Source organism: Arthrobacter sp. TmtSoilC79, assembly GCF_059739405.1.
The window spans coordinates 522245-539314 of the sequence record NZ_AP046051.1; the positions used below are offsets into that span (position 1 = coordinate 522245).

The 17070-nt window shown below is 63.8% G+C and carries 19 protein-coding genes and 1 tRNA gene; 8 read left to right on the forward strand and 12 right to left on the reverse strand.

The genetic code is table 11. The annotated features are described in order from the left end of the window. Positions 1-68 precede the first annotated feature (68 nt). The 3 genes from AC6JA3_RS02510 to AC6JA3_RS02520 all read left to right on the forward strand — a co-directional run bounded on the left by AC6JA3_RS02510 (position 69) and on the right by AC6JA3_RS02520 (position 1932). Entirely contained in the window at positions 69-1148 is a 1080-nt protein-coding gene (locus tag AC6JA3_RS02510) for a YihY/virulence factor BrkB family protein (protein ID WP_223943881.1), read from the forward strand. Positions 1149-1153: 5 nt separating this feature from the next. Further along, a complete protein-coding gene (locus AC6JA3_RS02515) occupies positions 1154-1393 on the forward strand; it encodes a hypothetical protein (RefSeq protein ID WP_497919889.1) in 240 nt (79 codons plus the stop codon). An 89-nt stretch (positions 1394-1482) separates the two neighbouring features. Further along, positions 1483-1932 (forward strand): group II truncated hemoglobin, encoded by a 450-nt coding sequence (locus AC6JA3_RS02520; RefSeq protein ID WP_497919890.1) that lies wholly within the window; start codon positions 1483-1485, stop codon positions 1930-1932. Positions 1933-1957: 25 nt separating this feature from the next. On the opposite strand, the gene AC6JA3_RS02525 is transcribed toward AC6JA3_RS02520, so the two are convergent. The 4 genes from AC6JA3_RS02525 to AC6JA3_RS02540 all read right to left on the reverse strand — a co-directional run bounded on the left by AC6JA3_RS02525 (position 1958) and on the right by AC6JA3_RS02540 (position 5598). Then, a complete protein-coding gene (locus AC6JA3_RS02525) occupies positions 1958-2128 on the reverse strand; it encodes a hypothetical protein (protein WP_497919891.1) in 171 nt (56 codons plus the stop codon). Positions 2129-2378: 250 nt separating this feature from the next. Further along, positions 2379-3218, reverse strand: coding sequence for a sugar phosphate isomerase/epimerase family protein (locus AC6JA3_RS02530; RefSeq protein WP_026543314.1), 840 nt, complete (start codon positions 3216-3218; stop codon positions 2379-2381). Further along, complete coding sequence (locus AC6JA3_RS02535; protein WP_347782497.1) at positions 3215-4429, reverse strand: dihydrodipicolinate synthase family protein; 1215 nt, start codon at positions 4427-4429, stop codon at positions 3215-3217. Before AC6JA3_RS02535 ends, AC6JA3_RS02530 begins: the two co-directional genes overlap by 4 nt. Beyond that, positions 4429-5598 carry a Gfo/Idh/MocA family protein gene (locus AC6JA3_RS02540; protein ID WP_026543316.1) on the reverse strand — a complete coding sequence of 390 codons (1170 nt, stop codon included), beginning with the start codon at positions 5596-5598 and terminating at the stop codon, positions 4429-4431. Before AC6JA3_RS02540 ends, AC6JA3_RS02535 begins: the two co-directional genes overlap by 1 nt. 194 nt (positions 5599-5792) lie before the next feature. Between AC6JA3_RS02540 and AC6JA3_RS02545 the strand changes: the two genes are divergently transcribed. Both AC6JA3_RS02545 and AC6JA3_RS02550 read left to right on the forward strand, forming a co-directional pair. Next, positions 5793-6845, forward strand: a complete 1053-nt coding sequence (locus AC6JA3_RS02545; protein ID WP_347782498.1) for a LacI family DNA-binding transcriptional regulator — start codon at positions 5793-5795, stop codon at positions 6843-6845. After that, positions 6842-7651: an alpha/beta hydrolase gene (locus tag AC6JA3_RS02550; RefSeq protein ID WP_347782499.1), complete on the forward strand. Its 810-nt coding sequence runs from the start codon at positions 6842-6844 to the stop codon at positions 7649-7651. The genes AC6JA3_RS02545 and AC6JA3_RS02550 overlap by 4 nt, the downstream gene beginning before the upstream one ends. A gap of 3 nt (positions 7652-7654) precedes the next feature. Here the strand turns inward: AC6JA3_RS02550 and AC6JA3_RS02555 are convergent, their stop codons facing one another. From AC6JA3_RS02555 to AC6JA3_RS02565, 3 genes are read right to left on the reverse strand one after another with little or no spacing between them, the layout of a single operon-like run. After that, positions 7655-8428: a sugar phosphate isomerase/epimerase family protein gene (locus tag AC6JA3_RS02555; RefSeq protein ID WP_347782500.1), complete on the reverse strand. Its 774-nt coding sequence runs from the start codon at positions 8426-8428 to the stop codon at positions 7655-7657. A 2-nt stretch (positions 8429-8430) separates the two neighbouring features. Continuing rightward, entirely contained in the window at positions 8431-9030 is a 600-nt protein-coding gene (locus AC6JA3_RS02560; RefSeq protein ID WP_347782501.1) for a GNAT family N-acetyltransferase, read from the reverse strand. 26 nt (positions 9031-9056) lie between these two features. Continuing rightward, positions 9057-9413 carry a metalloregulator ArsR/SmtB family transcription factor gene (locus AC6JA3_RS02565; RefSeq protein ID WP_026543320.1) on the reverse strand — a complete coding sequence of 119 codons (357 nt, stop codon included), beginning with the start codon at positions 9411-9413 and terminating at the stop codon, positions 9057-9059. Positions 9414-9480: 67 nt separating this feature from the next. Here AC6JA3_RS02565 and AC6JA3_RS02570 point away from each other — a divergent pair, with 67 nt between their 5' ends. Further along, positions 9481-10416 carry an SDR family oxidoreductase gene (locus AC6JA3_RS02570; RefSeq protein WP_347782502.1) on the forward strand — a complete coding sequence of 312 codons (936 nt, stop codon included), beginning with the start codon at positions 9481-9483 and terminating at the stop codon, positions 10414-10416. Here the strand turns inward: AC6JA3_RS02570 and AC6JA3_RS02575 are convergent. Then, the gene (locus AC6JA3_RS02575) at positions 10413-11267 is read right to left on the reverse strand and encodes a LysR substrate-binding domain-containing protein (RefSeq protein WP_026543322.1); all 855 of its coding nucleotides are present in this window, start codon (positions 11265-11267) and stop codon (positions 10413-10415) included. The two genes, AC6JA3_RS02570 and AC6JA3_RS02575, sit on opposite strands and share 4 nt — an antisense overlap. Positions 11268-11446: 179 nt before the next feature. Here AC6JA3_RS02575 and AC6JA3_RS02580 point away from each other — a divergent pair, with 179 nt between their 5' ends. Continuing rightward, positions 11447-12922, forward strand: coding sequence for an MFS transporter (locus AC6JA3_RS02580; RefSeq protein WP_347782503.1), 1476 nt, complete (start codon positions 11447-11449; stop codon positions 12920-12922). A gap of 162 nt (positions 12923-13084) precedes the next feature. Here the strand turns inward: AC6JA3_RS02580 and AC6JA3_RS02585 are convergent, their stop codons facing one another. The 4 genes from AC6JA3_RS02585 to AC6JA3_RS02600 all read right to left on the reverse strand — a co-directional run bounded on the left by AC6JA3_RS02585 (position 13085) and on the right by AC6JA3_RS02600 (position 16398). After that, complete coding sequence (locus tag AC6JA3_RS02585) at positions 13085-14242, reverse strand: N(5)-(carboxyethyl)ornithine synthase (RefSeq protein WP_026543324.1); 1158 nt, start codon at positions 14240-14242, stop codon at positions 13085-13087. Beyond that, complete coding sequence (locus tag AC6JA3_RS02590; protein ID WP_263422074.1) at positions 14239-14373, reverse strand: hypothetical protein; 135 nt, start codon at positions 14371-14373, stop codon at positions 14239-14241. Before AC6JA3_RS02590 ends, AC6JA3_RS02585 begins: the two co-directional genes overlap by 4 nt. 378 nt (positions 14374-14751) lie before the next feature. Further along, positions 14752-14822: transfer RNA gene (locus AC6JA3_RS02595), tRNA-Gly, on the reverse strand. Between the two features lie 79 nt (positions 14823-14901). Further along, positions 14902-16398 (reverse strand): M15 family metallopeptidase, encoded by a 1497-nt coding sequence (locus AC6JA3_RS02600; protein WP_026543325.1) that lies wholly within the window; start codon positions 16396-16398, stop codon positions 14902-14904. Between the two features lie 216 nt (positions 16399-16614). Here AC6JA3_RS02600 and AC6JA3_RS02605 point away from each other — a divergent pair, with 216 nt between their 5' ends. Further along, complete coding sequence (locus tag AC6JA3_RS02605; RefSeq protein WP_026543326.1) at positions 16615-17058, forward strand: SRPBCC family protein; 444 nt, start codon at positions 16615-16617, stop codon at positions 17056-17058. Positions 17059-17070: the final 12 nt, after the last annotated feature.

The window sequence follows — 17070 nt, forward strand, 5'->3', positions numbered from 1 at the left end:
TATTCATCAGCATGCTTACTATTGATGGGTCAGTTGTTCGCGAAAACCAACCCACGGACGAGTGCCCCATGACTACACAAGACTCAGCCCACACCAGCACAGCCAAGGCGCAGACCGCCCCTTCCCCGGAAGATTCCCGGAAGCCGGACAGTCCCAACGACCTCGCGAAGCCCACCTGGATGTACATCGCCAAGCGGACACTGAGGGAGTTCAGCAAGGACCAGTGCCCCGATGCTGCCGCCGGATTGACGTATTACGCAGTGCTCTCACTTTTTCCCGCGCTGCTGGCGCTGGTCTCCCTGATCGGGCTCTTCGGCGACGCCGGCAAGACCACGTCCACTTTGCTGGACATGGTCCAGCAGTTTGCGCCGGGGCCTGGCGTCGAGGCCATGCGCAAGCCGATTGAGGAACTGACGCAGTCCAACACGGCAGGCTTCGCGCTGGTTTTCGGTGTCCTGGTGGCACTCTGGTCCGCTTCCGGCTACACCACAGCGTTCAGCCGGGCAATGAACCGGGTCTATGAAGTGGACGAGGGCCGTGGATTCGTCAAGCTGCGCGGCACCATGCTCGCCGTCACCATCGTCGCCGTCGTCGGTGCCGCCCTGGCCGCGGCCATGCTTGTCCTCAGCGGGCCTGTTGCAGAAGCGATTGGTGGTGCCATCGGCCTTTCGGAGGCTGCACTGACCGTCTGGAACATCGCCAAATGGCCGGTGCTGATCTTGATCGTGGTGGCGATCATCGCAGTGCTCTACTACTTCACCCCCAACGTCAAGCAGCCCAAATTCCGCTGGATGAGCATGGGTTCCTTCATTGCACTGGTGATCTTCGCGCTGGCATCGCTGGGATTCGGCTTTTACGTGGCCAACTTCAGCAACTACAACAAGACCTACGGAGCCTTGGCCGGGGTCATCATCATGCTCCTCTGGCTCTGGATCCTGAACATGTCCTTGCTGTTCGGAGCAGAGTTTGACGCCGAAATGGAACGCGGGCGCCAGTTGCAGGGCGGAATTGAGGCTGAGGAAAGCATCCAACTGCCGCCGCGCGACACCAAGAGGAGCGACAAGCAGCAGGAAAAAGAGGACTCAGACATCCGGCGAGGCGAGGAAATCCGTCAAGCCCGTGGCGACGAACCGCGGAAGGAACGGTAACGGCAATGGGCAATTCGAGCGCGCGTGCCGACAGTAAGAATGCCGACAGCAAAAACAGGAAGCTCAAGGCCATCCGGAACGGGGACAGCGTACGGATCAGGGGCGAGGTTTTCCGGGTGGATTCCGTGCTGCCCCTGGAAGGAACACGGAATATCAGCCTGGAACTGCAAGCGCCCGACGGCGGATCGGTCACCTTCATCGGCTTGCCGGAGGCAAAGGTCCAGCTCGCTGCGCGAGCCTCCTGAACTGACACCTGGGTAACGGCGGTGCCGAGCATTTTCATTTCCCGTTGAGCAACCTTCCCGTCCGGCCGCACCCGTGCCATTGTTTCACCATGCAAACGGTGTACGAGGCGGCCGGCGGCGCAGATTTCTTCCTTGCTCTGGCGAAGGCTTGGCACGTCAGGGTGGTGGATGACGAGGTAGTGGGGCATGCCTTCAGGCGCGGCGTCCACCCGGAGCACACCCAGCGGTTGGCAGCCTACTGGAGCGAGGCCTTGGGCGGTCCACCGCTGTACTCCGAAAGCTATGGCGATGAGTCCTCAGTGGTGAGGATGCATAGCGGGAACGGCCCCCACGAAGAGATGAACAGCCGGGCGATCACGTGCTTTGACCAGGCGCTGAAGGACGTGGGCGTGGTGGACGATGCGCTTCGCACAGTCCTGCATGACTACTTCGCCTGGGCCACCAACAACTCCATGGCGCGCTATGAGCGCTCATCGGACGACGTCCCGGCCGGACTCAGCCTCACCAAGTGGTCTTGGGACGGTCTCGTGGCCGGCTGAAAGCTCAGCCCCTCAGCGGGAAAGTTCAGGCTTCTGCGGGAAAGCCCTGATCGGCGTCATCCCACCAGCCCTCCCAGGCGCTGGACGTGAGTCGCACGGTAACAGCGGGGGAGTACTCGGGGCTGGATTCGCCGGAGGGGCCACTCGGGCTGCTGCTGGCATCGAGGAAGAAGCTGAGGGTCTTCAAGAGCATCATGGTGGTGTCCTTTCAGTGGTTTCGTGGACGTCTTTGTCCAGGTAAAACCAGCGTAGGTGGCCATTGTTTCCTCCCATCGACTCAATGTTTCAGCTGTGTACCTTTTATCTCACCTGCCCAATCCACGACTCACAGCTGACACACAAACGGGCACCAAAAAGCGGGCCCCCGCCGTGACCGTGGCAGGAACCCGCTTGTTCTTGGAGTGATCCTCCCGCGGAGCTTAGGGCATCCGCGGGAGGATCACGTGTTACGCGAACGGGAGGACGAGCTCCGCGTAGCGCTGCTTCATGGTTTCCAGGACGGTGTCGCCATCGGCATCCCAGATTTCCTGATTGAAGATCTCAACCTCAATGTCGCCCGTGTAACCGGCGTCCCTGACCCAGGTGCCGATCGTGGCGAAGTCAATGACGCCGTCGCCCATCATGCCGCGGGACAACAGTGCGTCCGCAGCAATCGGCAGGTTGAAGTCGCACACCTGGTAGGAGGCGATCCGGTTCTCGCGGCCGGCGCGGTCGATCTGCGCCTTCAGTTCCGGATCCCACCAGACGTGGAAGGTATCGACGGCGACGCCGACAGCCTTTGCGTCGTACGGCGCGGCGAGATCCAGTGCCTGGCCAAGGGTGGAGATGAGTGCGCGGTCGGCGGCGTACATGGGGTGCAGGGGTTCCAGCACCAGCCGTACGCCGTTTTCGGAAGCGAAAGGAACGAGTTCCTCGAGGCGGTCGGCCACGCGCTGGCGGGCAGCGACGACGTCCTTCTCACCCGGAGCGAGCCCGCCAACCACCAGGAACAGCTCCTGGGTGTCCAGTGCTACTGCTTCGCGGACGGCATCGAAGTTGTCAGCGAGTGCGGCAGCCTGGCCTTCAGGGTCGGCCGCCGTGAGGAACCCGCCGCGGCACAGCGAGGAAACGCGGAGTCCTGCGTCCTTGATGAGCTTGGCTGCCTTGTCCAGTCCGGCCTCGGCCACGCGGTCGCGCCATGGGCCGATCGCGGGGATGCCGGCGCGGGCGCAACCATCCACGGCTTCGGCAAGTGTCCACTTCTTGGTGGTGGCGCTGTTCAGGGACAACCGGGAGAAGTCGCTCATGCGCCCACCCCATTGATCCGCAGGAAGTCGGACATCCGGAATGCTGCCAGCGACGGATCCTTCAGCAGGCCGGCCTGGTCCGCCAGCTCAAAGGTCTTTGCCAGGTGCAGGACCGAACGGCCCGAGTGCAGTCCGCCCACCATCTGGAAGCCGGGCTGCTTGCCGTTGAGCCAGGACATGAAGGCGATGCCGGTCTTGTAGTAGAACGTGGGTGCGCTGAAGATGTGCTTTCCCAGCTCACGGGTGGAGTCCAGGATGGCGCGCCCTTCGGCGCCTTGGCCGGCGTCGTACTTCTGCAACGCAACCGAAGCGGCCGGGTAGATGGCAGCGAAGATGCCCAACAGGACGTCCGAGTGGTGCGTGTCGTCGCCGTCGATCAGTTCCGGGTAGTTGAAGTCGTCGCCGGTGTAGAGGCGCACATCAGCAGGCAGCGCCGCGCGGAGGGCAACCTCGTGTGAGGCGTCCAGCAGAGAAACCTTTACGCCGTCAACCTTGTCCGAGTGCTCACGGATCAGGCTGAGGAACGTTTCGGTGGCCACGGAGACGTCGTCGGAGCCCCAGTATCCGGCCAGTGCGGGATCGAACATGGTGCCGAGCCAGTGCAGGATGACGGGCTGGTCCACTTCCTGCAGGAGCGTCGAGTAGACGTGCAGGTAGTCGTCGGCGCCGTTGGCGACCTTGGCCAGGGCGCGGGATGCCATCAGGATGACCTTGGGACCGGCCTCGCTGACGACGCCGATCTGCTCGCGGTAGGCGTCGATCACGGCCTGGATGCCCGCTGCGCCCTCGGGGAGCGCGGCGATGTCCAGCTGGTCGGTGCCTGCGCCGCAGGACACGAGGTCGCGGACTGACTTGCCCGCGATTGCGGCGTTGCCTGCCGAAACAACGGAGGCTGCCTCGGCGCCGGTGCGCTTGATGAGCTGCTGCGTGGCTGCCCAGTCCAGGCCCATGCCGCGCTGTGCGGTGTCCATGGCGTCAGCAACGCCCAGGCCGTAGGACCACAGCTCGTGCCGGTAGGCCAGTGTGGCGTCCCAGTCGAGCTGGGCCGGCGCGCCGGGCGTGTTGTCGGCTGCTACCTCGGGGATGACATGGGCTGCGGCGTAAGCGCGGCGGGCCGTCAAAGGAGCGGTCGGCTTGGCCCAGGAGGTGGCTGCCTGAAGGCGGTACTCGCGGGTGCCGCCGTCGTCTGTGGGAAGAATCAGTGACGTCATTAGAGGGTGATCTCCGGGATGTCGATGGTGCGGCGCTCGGCCGAGGACTGCAGGCCGAGCTCGGCGAGCTGCACGCCGCGGGCTGCGGAGAGGAGGCCGAAGCGGTGCTCGCGGCCTGCGACGACGTCGCGCAGGAATTCTTCCCACTGCAGCTTGAAGCCGTTGTCCAGTTCAGCGTTGGCGGGAACTTCCTGCCACTGGCTGCGGAAGGATTCGGTGACGGGCAGGTCCGGGTTCCAGACGGGCTTGGGGGTGTGGGCGCGCTGCTGCGCAACGCACTTGTTCAAACCGGCGACGGCGGAACCGTGCGTGCCGTCGATCTGGAACTCCACGAGTTCGTCGCGGTAAACGCGGACGGCCCAGGAAGAGTTGATCTGGCCGATGACGTCGTCGCCGCCCGGGGTTTCGAGCTCAAAGATGCCGTAAGAAGCGTCGTCGGCGGTGGCCTTGTATTCCTTGCCGGCCTCGTCCCAGCGGGCGGGGATGTGGGTGGCGGTCTTGGCGTTGACGCTCTTGACCTTGCCGATGATGCCTTCAAGGACGTAGTTCCAGTGGCAGAACATGTCCGTGGTCATTCCGCCGCCGTCTTCCTTGCGGTAGTTCCAGGACGGACGCTGGGCAGCCTGGACGTCTCCTTCGAAGACCCAGTAGCCGAATTCTCCGCGGATGGAGAGGATGCGGCCGAAGAAGCCTTCATCCACCAGGCGGCGGAGCTTCACCAGGCCGGGGAGGTACAGCTTGTCGTGCACAACGCCTGCGGTAACGCCGGCTTCCTTGCCGATCTGTGCCAGTTCAATGGCTTCTTCGAGGGTCTCGGCCGTGGGCTTCTCGGTGAAGATGTGCTTGCCGGCGCGCATGGCCTTCTTCAGGGTGGCGGCGCGGAGGCTGGTCATGGAAGCGTCAAAGATGATGTCCACGGTGGGATCGGCGATGACTGCGTCCAGATCGGTGGTCCATTCGGAGACCTTGTGGAGCTCGGCCAGTTCGCGGATTTTGGCCTCGTTGCGGCCAACGAGGATCGGCTCAACCTGGACTTTGGTGCCGTCTTCCAACGTGAAGCCGCCGGCGTCGCGGATGGGGAGGATGGACCGCAGCAGGTGCTGGCGGTAGCCCATACGGCCGGTGATGCCGTTCATGGCGATGCGGATCGTCTTTGTTTCGTAGCCCATGTTTTCTCCAGTGCCTTGTGTGCCGGTCGCGGTGCGGATGCCGGTGCTTGCAGTTCATGTGGGAAAGCGCATTCCCGTTGCATTCGATCATGCACCATGACGCGCCGGATTGGCAAGCGCTTTCCCGAAACTTCCGGAAGACTGACATAATTTCCGTAGCGCCAGTCCCGACGCTTGCAGAAAAGGAGGGCCCCGTGGCCGCCAGCACACTCAGTGAAGTTGCCCGTTTGGCCGGGGTTTCCCTGGCCACCGCATCGAGGGTCCTCAACGGCTCGTCCCGGAAGCCCGCCGAAGACATTGCCGAACGCGTCCGCGAGGCCGCCGACAAGCTCGGCTACGTGCCCAATGCCCAAGCTCAGGCCCTGGCAAAATCGAGCTCGGGCTTGATCGGACTGGTTGTCCACGACATCGCCGATCCGTACTTTTCAGCGATCGCCCGCGGAGTACAGGAAGCTGCCCGCCAGCAGAACCGCATGGTGCTCCTGGCCAGCACCTCCGGGGCTCCTTCGGATGAGAAAGAGGCAGTGGCAGCCTTCGCCGCACGTCGGGCAGACTCAATCGTCATTGCCGGTTCGCGTTCCGTCCGGGCCGAGGACAAGCAGGGAAACATCGAACTTGCGGCCGAGTTGGACCGCTACTGCCGCAACGGCGGACACGTGGGAGTGGTGGGCCATCCGGTGGTGGGTGCGTCCACCACTGAGGGTTACCACGTGGTGAAGGTCCCCAACGAGGAACTTGCAGCCGGCCTCGCAACGGAACTGGCGGAGACTCACGACGGCGCCTTCCTGATCATCGCCGGCCCCGAAGGCCTGTACACCTCCGATGACCGTGTTCGCGGTTTCCAGCGCGGACTCGAGGACGCCGGACGGCCAGCGGCTGAGGTGATCCGCACGGGATTCAACCGTGCCGGAGGATACGACGCCGGGGCGGCACTTGCCGCCCGGATCAAAGCATCCAAAGAACGCCTCTGTATTTTCGCAGTCAATGACGTCATGGCCATTGGTGTCACAGCCGCCCTTCGGCCCGAGGGCGTGTGGATTCCGCGCGACGCCACCATCGCCGGATTCGACGACATCGAAACCCTGCGCGACTTCCGGCCCGCCCTGTCCACGGTGCACCTGCCGCTGGAGGACATTGGTCGTCTGGCTGCCGGAGATCCTGATACCCCTCCGGTCAGCGGCGCGGTCAAGCTCCGCCGCAGTACCGGGACTTCGGCGGCGGAAGCTCCGGTGGAACCGCAGGTATGACGCCGGTTCCGCAGCCCGCGCGCAAACAGGGGCACGGGCGGGTGCCGGCGGAGGCGCCCCGGGCACTCACGGTGATTCCCGCCGTCGAGCGTTCCACCGCCGGGGTAGTTTCCGCTCAGGCTGCGCCTGCCATCCTGGTGCTTCCGGGCGGAGGGTATGCAAAGCAGGCTGATCACGAGGCCGAGCCGGTGGCCGAGTGGCTTGCCTCGCTGGGCATCCACGCGTTCGTGTTGCGGTACCGGGTGGCGCCCGATCACCACCCCGCCCCGTTGGAGGACGCCAAGCGGGCCATGTTGTGGATCCGCAGCGGCGGTCATGGCCTGAACGTTGACGCATCCAGGGTGGGCGTTCTCGGGTTTTCTGCCGGCGGGCATCTTGCAGCCACGTTGGCAGTCCAGGTTCCCAGCGGAGATTTTGAACTGGACACCAACGCCGCTGCGCCGGACCTCAGCATTCTCTGCTACCCGGTGATTTCTTTCGTGGACTCGGTTCATCAGGGATCCGTGGACAACCTGGCCGGCCCGGGCGCCCCGGCTGAGGTCCTGCGGGAGCTTTCACCAGAGCTGCATGTCACGCCGGCTACACCCCCGGCATTCCTATGGCATACCGCCGATGACCACTCCGTCCCCGTCGCCCATAGCCTCGCTTACGCCGGGGCGCTCAGCCGCGCCGGTGTCCCGGTGGAGCTTCATGTTTTTCCGCATGGCATTCACGGTATTGGCCTGGCCCCGGGGACGCCGGGCGCTGATCAGTGGCCGTCACTGTGTGCGTCGTGGCTCGGCCGACGGGGTTGGACCCAACTGTAGGTCTCAGTCCTCGCCCAGGGTGATGGTGTGGAGGAAAGAGGCGTCGTTGATGACGTTTTCCGGAAGATCGTCCTCGACAAATTCCAGCATGATGTCCATGTCCTTGCCGTTTCCCCGCAGGACATCGGTGACGGTCTGCCACAGCAATTTCCGGTGCCGCAGCGGAAAACGTTCGGCAACCGGCCCCCAGGAGAAGCAGTGCACACCCACTACGTGCGGGAGGACTTCATGCAAGGATTCCAGCGCCTGCTGGTCTGAAAGTCCGACGGCGGGCTGCCAGTAGGTGCCGACGTTCGGGTGGTTGACCCGGTTCAGTAACTCGAGGGTGGTTGCGGGGGAGTCCGTGAGGGTATTGCCGTGATACTCAAAGGCGATGGCGACGCCCCGGGCGGCTCCGAGATCCGCAATCCGCTGTGTGTCTTTCACTACTGCGTCCCAGTGCTCTTCGCTGGCGCCGGCAGAGCCAAGTTCTCCCGCCCACACCCGGATCCGCGGCGCACCAAGCCCTGCGGCCAGGTCCAGCGCACGGTCGAAGTCTCCGAATACGCCGCAGCGGTAGTACGAGCCGAGGGACAGGACGGCAAGCCCTGCTGCTTGGGTTGCTTCCTTGGCCTTTGCCGCGGACTCGGCATCGCTGACGTGGACATCGGTGCCCCACTCAATGCCGGCCAGGCCCGCATTCGAGGAAATTCGAACCACATCCTCAATGCCGTGGGAGCGGAGAGTCACGGAACATATGCCAGGCGTGAGGTCAGCCAGCGTGGTGAGGTCGGTCATGCTTACAGGATACCGGGAATGCGCTTACCCAGTAAGGGAAGGTCGATCCAGTATCGGCGGATAGGTTCGGTGACACCCAGGTCCGGGCTGAAACTCTCAGGCGGCCGGACGCTTTCAAGAACGCCGCCGCAGGCTTCAATGGTGCGGGCGGACGCCGTGTTGTGCTGCTTGCAGGTCACCATGACGCGTTCCATCCCCAGGGCGCGCGCTTCCTCCAAGGCGCCGTTGAGGGCAAGCTTGGCGAGTCCCCGACCCCTGGCGCTTGGCCGGATTCCATAACCGATATTGCCTCCCACTTCGGTCAGGTACTCATTGGCCAACGAGTGCCTGAGGCTGGCGGAACCCAGATAAGAACTGCCCTCCACCACCCAGATGGTGCTCTGGTTGACCAAGCCTTCGGGAGGCTGGAATTCTTCCAAGGGCATGTGGTGCAGCAGGTCAATCCATTCCGAAAAATCGCTGCGCTGGCGGAGATCCAGGTTGTACCTCGCGGCTACGAACGCTGCCGAGCCGTCCTGGTCAAGGGTTCCCCACTCGTCCCAGCTTGCAAGCCACGAGGCGTGGAAGCTTGCAGACGGCGGCATGAGCTTGGCGTCAATCATTGGGTGAGCCTACTACGGCAGTAGGTTCAGGCTTCCGATGTCTTGGCCGCTTTCGGTGTTCTGGTCGAGGGGCGGGAAGGGGTCCGTTTCCGGACCTCCCGCAACACGATCTGCTCGGGGCAAACCGTGGAAAGGAAGTCTCCCACCGACAGGGCCAGGCGCTCGCCCACGAGCGAGTAGAGAATACGGTTGGCGTCCCGCCGTTCCGTGACCAGGCCGGCCTGGCGCAGCACGCTCAAGTGTCGGGAAATGGTGGGTCCCGTGGCGTTGAATCGCGCAGCGATTTCCCCTGCGGCCAACTCGCCGTCCTTGAGGTCTTGAAGAATTTGCCGCCTGGTGGGGTGCGCCAACGCTGCGAAGATATCCGATGCTGCATCTGCCATGTTTGCAATATAGCACAATTGCTATATACAGTTTAGCTTAATTGCTAATAAGCGAAGGAGCTAGATCATGAGCGTGGCTATTACCGGAGGTACAGGCTTTGTAGGGCGTCACCTCGCAGAACGACTCAATAGGCCGGACACCGTCATCATTTCGCGGCGGACAGGGACCGCAATCACCGACGTCGACGCCTTGACGGAGGCCTTCACGGGTTGCGACGTCGTAGCCCACTGCGCCGGGATCAACCGGGAGATCGGTGACCAGACCTTCCAGCGGGTTCACGTTGAAGGCACCCGCGCAGTCATTGAAGCTGCCCGGAGGGCGGGCGTCCAAAGAATCGTCATGTTGAGCTTCCTTCGCGCCCGTCCTGATTGTGGCTCCGCCTATCACGAGACCAAATGGGCTGCCGAGGAACTCCTGCGGCAGTCCGGCATCGAGCACACGATTCTTAAAGCGGGGATGATCTACGGCAAGGGAGACCACATGGTGGACCACGTGACGCGTGCGGTGCGCAGCTTTCCGGTTTTCGCGACCGTAGGTTATCGGGAGCGGACTGTTCGACCCATACCGGTGGAAGAGGCTGTCAACACCCTGATCGCCGCCCTCGAAGGTCGCGTGCCCACCCCGACCGTCGCTGTTGTCGGAGCCGAAGAGCTTGAACTTGGAGCAGCTGTCCGCAGGATCGCCCGGATGGCGGACGGCCACCCCGTTTACGTCCGCGCCCCCATCTGGTCCATCCGCGCGCTGGCTCAGCTGACAGAATGGACCATGGTGGTTCCCCTCGTCGCAAAAGCCCAGGCGCAGATGCTCGCCGAAGGGGTCAGCGAGCCTTCGCCGTATGCGCCGTGGCTTCCCGTGGAGCTGCGTCCCAGGCTTCCTTTCGACGACGAACGCATCCGGGCCGCCGTGCCGGAAGGCCGCTTCGCCCTGGACGACCTTAGGGTAGTGAGGTGGTGGAACGGGCGTAAGGGCCGCATCCGGCCAAACCGCCCAGCCCGCAGCTAGTTCGACTTGCTCAGCGTCCGTCCCATGATGGCCTGCGTGAGTGCATCGATTACTTCTGCGTTGGCCAACGGGTTGCGGATCAGGGTGAAATCGACGTCGCCTACCGGCGGCAGGCCAAACCGCTGCGTGATCACTTTCAAGTCCTCGGGAACCAGCGACGCGGGCATCACGGCAACTCCAATGCCGGCCCGCACGGCCGCCAGCACCCCACTGATCTGCTTGGTGCTGCAGGTGATCCGCCACGTCCGGCCTTCGGCTTCCAGGGCATCGATGGCGAGTTTCCGGCTGAGGCTGGGCGCGGGGTAGGCGATGAGCGGAACTGGCGCCCCGGGCTCCAGCACGGTCTGTTCCACGCCCACCCAGGCGAAGTTGTCGTGGCGGACCACCGTGCCTTCCTTGGCACCGGCCACCCATTTCACGAACACCAGGTCCAGCTGCCCGGCGTTGAGCCGCTTGTACAACTGGTCGCTTTGGCTGACGGTGAGCTCGAGGTTGATCTGCGGATAGAGCTGCCGGAACTCGCGCAGGATCCGTGGGAGGCCCGTGATGGCGAGGTCGTCGGCGGTTCCGAACCGGAGACGTCCGCGCATGGCTGAACCGGAAAAGTACCGTGCCGCGGAATCATGGGCGGCCAGGATGTTTCGGGCGAAACCAGCCATGGCATCGCCGTTGTCAGTGAGCCGCACTTCACGGGTATCCCGGGCGACCAGTACGCGCTTGGCGGCGGCCTCCAGCTTCCGGACGTGCTGGCTGACGGTGGGCTGGGCGAGCCCCAGCCGTTCGGCGGCTTTGGTGAAACTCAGGGTTTCCGCAACGGCCAAAAAGGAGCGGAGCTGGACGGGTTCGAACACGGAACTCCTCTAAGCGCAGGTCAGCGCACGGCCGGAGTACTGCGCCGATGCCCCTTGTCCCGCAGGCACCTCATTGCATTCCGCAATGCTAGTTATAGGCGCAATACGCTTCCATAATTGCTGCTGGCAACCATAGCGTTAAACGCATCCCACCGAAACTCTCGATCCGAGGACTACTTTTGGCACCCCCACCGCCTTTAGCGGCAAACGTCAGCCAGCCCGTCATCGATTCCCTGTCCGCCCGTCCCTTGCCGGACATAAGCCAGCCGGACCAAGGCCAGTTGGACACAAGCCAGCAGGACCCAGGCCACGCGGCCGAAAGCCGCCCCGCCGCAAGCCAGCCGGACAACGTCACCCAGCCGATCGCCGTCGTGAGCGAAAAGCTGCCCTGGCGTCATACTTTCATCTCCCTGAAGGTCCCCAACTTCAGGATCTTCGCAATCGGCCATTTCATCGCCGTGATCGCCATCTGGATGCAGCGCATCGCCCAGGACTGGATGGTGCTCCAACTCTCCGGTTCCGTGACCGCCGTCGGAATTACCGTGGCACTGCAGTTCATGCCGTCGCTTTTCCTGGGACCGTGGGGCGGCATGATTGCCGACCGTTTCGCCAAGCGCAAGATCCTTATCATCTGCCAATCTGCGGCGGCGGTACTGGCCGCTGCGTTGGCGGTGCTGTCCTTGAGCGGCCTTGTCCAGGTCTGGCACGTGTACGTCATTGCCTTGGTTCTGGGCTTCGTCACGGTGCTCGACCAGCCTGCCCGGCAAGTGTTCGTCAATGAGCTGGTCGGCCCTAAGTACTTGCGGAACGCCATCAGCGTCAACTCCACCACCTTCCAATTGGGCGGCCTGATCGGGCCGGCATTGGCGGGTGTTCTGCTCACTGCCGTTGGCGCCGGCTGGGCTTTCGCCGCCAACGCAGTGGCCTGTTGCTCCACCGTGGCCATGCTGCTGATCCTCCGCAAGGACCAGTTGCACCTCAGCCAGCCCACACCCCGAAAGAAGGGGATGCTGCGCGAGGGCCTCAACTACGCCCTCAGTAAGCCCACCATCTACTGGCCTTGGCTGATGGCCGGGTTCGTGGCAGTTTTCGCGATGAGCCTTCCGGTGCTGCTGGCCGCTTTTGCGGACCACGTGTACGACGCCGGTGCCGGAGGCTACGGCCTGCTCAACGCGATGGTTGCGCTCGGTGCACTGACAGGAGCGGTGGCCTCCACCCGGCGTCGTCAACTGCGGTTGAGGTCGGTAGTGATGTCCGCCGGGTTGTACGGTTTGATGCTCTGTGTGTCATCGCTGATGCCGTCCATGGTCTGGTTCAGCGTCACCATGGTCCTTGCCGGATTCTGGTGCCTCATGTTCCTCACCGCGGCCAACCAGATGGTGCAGACCAGCTCCAACATGAGCATCCGCGGCCGCGTCATGAGCCTCTACCTGGTGGTCTTGATCGGTGGGCAGGCTATCGGCGGCCCCATGATGGGCTGGCTCGCGGAGCACCTCGGCCCACACTTGGCTGTCCTCATCTCGGGCGGGGTGCCCGCCATCGCTGCTGCGGTAGTCGCCGTCGTCCTGGCCCGAAAGTCATCGCTGCACCTGAAAGTGGACCTGCGCGACAGGCGGCGGGTGCTGAGGATCGTGCAGGAACCTCAGACCGCCTGAGTGCCGGCGGGATCAAAGAGCCCACGGGCCAACGGTGGAACCGCTGTAACCGTGGAAGCGCTGTGACAACTGAAGCGCTGGAACAACAGAAGAGCTGGACGACAAAAGCGCCCCCGGCAGGACCGGGGGCGCTTGTTGTTGGCCGCTGAGGTGTTTGTCGGCTCAGGCCACAGGCAGGTGCGGGTACTCCGCGGAGCGTCCCTGGAATTCAAGAACGTCCGGGTTGCGGATCACGCCGTCGCGGATTTCGATGGCACGGGAAATGGTCTCGTTGGCGTCCCACCCGGCCGGACCGGCCATCACGGTGTCCAGGAACGGCAACAGGGCCTCACTGATTTCCCAGCTGGCCGAGTTCCAAAGGTACGACGGGCTGTGGTCCACGGCGTAGTAGTTGACGTGTCCGCCCACGCGGAACATGGGGTCGTCGAACGTGGTGGTGCGGGCCCAGCTGAACCCCATCCCTTCATCGCAGGAAACGTCCACGATCAAGCTGTCAGCCCGGAAATCCGTCAGGTCCTCCGTGCGCAGGTACGTCAGCGGGGCGTTGGGGTCCTGCAGGGTGCAATTGACCACGATGTCCGCCGCCGCCAGGAACGGCGCCAACGGTTTGCGTCCCTGGTCGGTGATGACTTCGCTGAGGAACGGAGCCTCGTTGTCGTGGTCGAATTGCACGATCCGCACTGAATGGATCGGAGATCCGACGGCGGCGACGCCCCGGTTGGTCAAAACCTGGACGTCGTGGACACCATGGGCATTCAAGGCCGTCACGGCACCGCGCGCAGTGGCGCCAAAACCGATGACGACGGCGCTGAGCCGGCGGCCGTAGTCGCCGGTGGAGCCCGTGAGCGCCAAGGCATGGAGGACGGAGCAATATCCTGCGAGTTCGTTGTTCTTGTGGAACACGTGCAGGCCAAAGCCACCATCGCCGGCCCAATGGTTCATGGCCTCGAAGGCAATGAGCGTGAGCTTCTTATCGATGGCCAACTGGGTGATGGCCCGGTCCTGAACACAGTGCGGCCAGCCCCACAGCGTTTGGCCATCGCGGAGCTCGGCAAGGTCCTGGGCCTGCGGTTTAGGCAGCAGGATGACATCGCTGGAGGCGATCAACTCCTCGCGTGTACCAAGTCCGCCAACCAGCGCTTCAAGCGCGGTGTCGGAGACACCAAAGCGGTCTCCATAACCATGTTCAAAGCGGAGCTGTTGGCGCAGGGCAGGATCGATGCGTTCCAAGTGCTGCGGGTGGATCGGCAGGCGACGCTCGTTCGGTTTCAGCGAGGTAGCAAGGACGCCGATGCTCAGCTGACCGTTGGGCGCCGTCACTTCTTGCTGCCGGTTGAAGGTTTTGCTGCCTCCGCGGCGGCGGAGCCGGAAGCCCGCTTATCCGCCCGCTTTTCCTTGATGGACTTGCTGGATTTCTTCGATGCGGTTTGGCGCGGTGATTTGTCGCCCATGATGGCTCCCTTAGAGCGGAGCCGAAATGGCTCCTGACTCCTGACCCTACACCTCGGCGGGGGTCACAGTGGCCGCGGTCACCCTCCCTGCCCAGGCGCCAGGTGTGCGGCGCCGGCGGGGCGAGCGTCGTCGTCGGGCCTTCCGCCCGGATACAAAAGCCCGGAACGCGAAAGCTGGGAACGCGAAAGCTCCCGGCGCAAAGCCGCGGGCAACGATATCGCCCGGAACGCGAAAGCCCGGATACGAAAGCCCCGGGCGCAAAGCTGCGGGCACGATAACGCCCGGGACACTTCAGCCCCGGGATGTGCGGAAGCCCGGAGCGCAAAAGCTCCCGGCCACGAAAAAGCCCCGGATCCTGGGATCCGGGGCTTTCCTTGAGCGGGCGACGGGAATCGAACCCGCGTATCGAGCTTGGGAAGCTAGCGCTCTACCATTGAGCTACGCCCGCGCTGCCCGGGAGAAATTCGCCCGAGCGAGTCCTAGCTTAGCGCAGTTGAGGGGCAGCTCATGACAAGCGCGTCGGCCGCCTACTTGAACAGTTTCAGTCCGTTCCATCCGGAACCCACCTGGCGGTACGTTGTCCACTGGCCCCGGCCCAGGCCGTAGTTGTAGAGGTTGCCGTCGGCAGTCTGTGCCGTGATGCCGCGGGTGCCCGCGCCGGTCAGCCCGAAGCTTGGGGCCAGCACCCGCATGTACTGCCAGCCCGTGCCCACGGTAGTGGCCGGCCCATAGAAGCCTGCCCAACCGTCGCCCCGGTAGTTGATGAGGGCCCCGGAGCCCGTCCTTGCCAGGATGTCGTTGGCGCCATCGCCTTCCCAATCGGCGATGGTCAACTCCATGCCGTTCCAGCCCTTCCCGATGATCTGCGGAGCGCTCAGCGCGCCACCGAAGGTGTTGGGGTAATAGCGCAGGACGCCGTCCGGGAAATAGCCGACGACGCCGGGTCGGCCATGCGCGTGCGTCCACTTACCCACGGTGATGGTCATGCGCTCCCAGCCTCCGTTGCCCACCACTACCTGGTTGGCGAACCCGCCGCCCGGAAGGCCCCGATAGACCCCGAGGACGCCGTTGTTCCATTGCGCCAGGAGATCGTAGACGCCATCAATGTCCCAATCCACCACGAAAGCCTGCTTCAACCCGGTCCACCCCGAACCGATCTGGACGGCGCCTGCATAGCCGCCGGCCGCCGTCGCGGGGTAGCGCAAAAGGCGGCCGGAAGAGTCTGCGGCCACCAGGTCCGCGCCGGACTTGATGCTGGCCGCGGCTGCGGTGTTGCCCGCGAAATAGTGCTCCAACGTGGGGAACCCGCGCCGGTTCATGTCGGTGGCCAGGTCTACGCCCACGTAGCGCAGATGCCAGGGCTCGTAGCTGTACCCGGTGGTGCCCGTGTAGCCGTTGGGGTAGCGGACGATGAAACCGTATTTGTGGGCGTTTGCAGCCACCCACTTGCCCGCGGCTGTATCGCCGAAGCAAGTGCTGAGCCCACAACTGCCGGCAGCGTTGCCGATGTCCATGGCGAGGCCAGTCTGGTGCTCGCTGTAGCCGGGCCGGGCCGAAATGGTATCCGCATAGGCCTGGCCGTAGGCGTTCACGTAGCCCCAGTAGACCTGGGTTTGGGTGGCGTAGGAACGGTAGCCGCTGACGATCGACAACCCGCCCGTACCCGCGTCAGCGGCCCCTTGGAACAAGCCGTTGAGCCAGGCGGCAGCTTCCGCCCGCATGTACTGGCCCGAGCCGCGTGCGTTAATGAGGTCCGACGGCGCGTAGCTCGCCGGATTCAGCGGCCGCGACTTGTTGACCAGGACTGAAAAGCTGGCTGGATCCCCGATGGGATCCACGCTCGGCAACGGATTGACAGTTGTGGGGACTGCTGTCTTCGCCGGGGTGCTTGCAAGCGGTGGTGCCGCTGTTGCCGGAACCGCTGTGACAACCCCGCCAGCCACCGCCACGGCGAGGAAAACAGCGCACGCGGCCACCCGGCGTCGTGCCTTTGAAGCGAAAGTCTGTTGTTTCAGAACCCGCATAATGCCCCCACATCGGTTTAAGCCAGCCTCGGGAACTCTACCCCGTAGCGCCTTGCCCTGTCAGTGGTCACTTTATGAAGGCGCCAGATAACCATTCGGTCAAGGCTCGACCTTTATGTGTGCCCGTTCATGGTCCGCTGACTATTCTGAAGGTGTTAGCTGCTGCGTATGGGGAACCGGGCTAAGACATTCGAACCGTACGCGAAAGAGGTTTCCATGGCATTTGCAGACTACGAAGTGGTGATCAGCCGGGACGCCATGACCGTCTACGGATTCCTCATGGACGGCATGAACAACTCCCTCTGGCGCTCCGGAATCCGCAGCATCTCGCTCCGTTCCGGCATCCGTGGCCAAAAAGGCGCGCTCTACCAGCAGACCCTCAACGGACCCGGCGGCCGGCCCATCGCCGCCGATTTCCAGATCACCGAGGCCAGGCCGGGAGCGGAAGTGCGGTTCGCCGTCGTCGCAGGTCCCGCCCGGCCCACCGGCGGCTACTACCTCAGCACCGAAGGCCAAACAACCCGGCTCCGGTTCGCCCTCGAATACCACCCCAAGGGCCTCCGGAAGCTCATGAACGGCATGATCCAGAAAACCATGGAAAGTGAAGTCGCCCAGCTGGAGCAGCTCAAGACCGTGATGGAGTCCCGCTCGGTGGTGTGAGCGGTTCCGTTG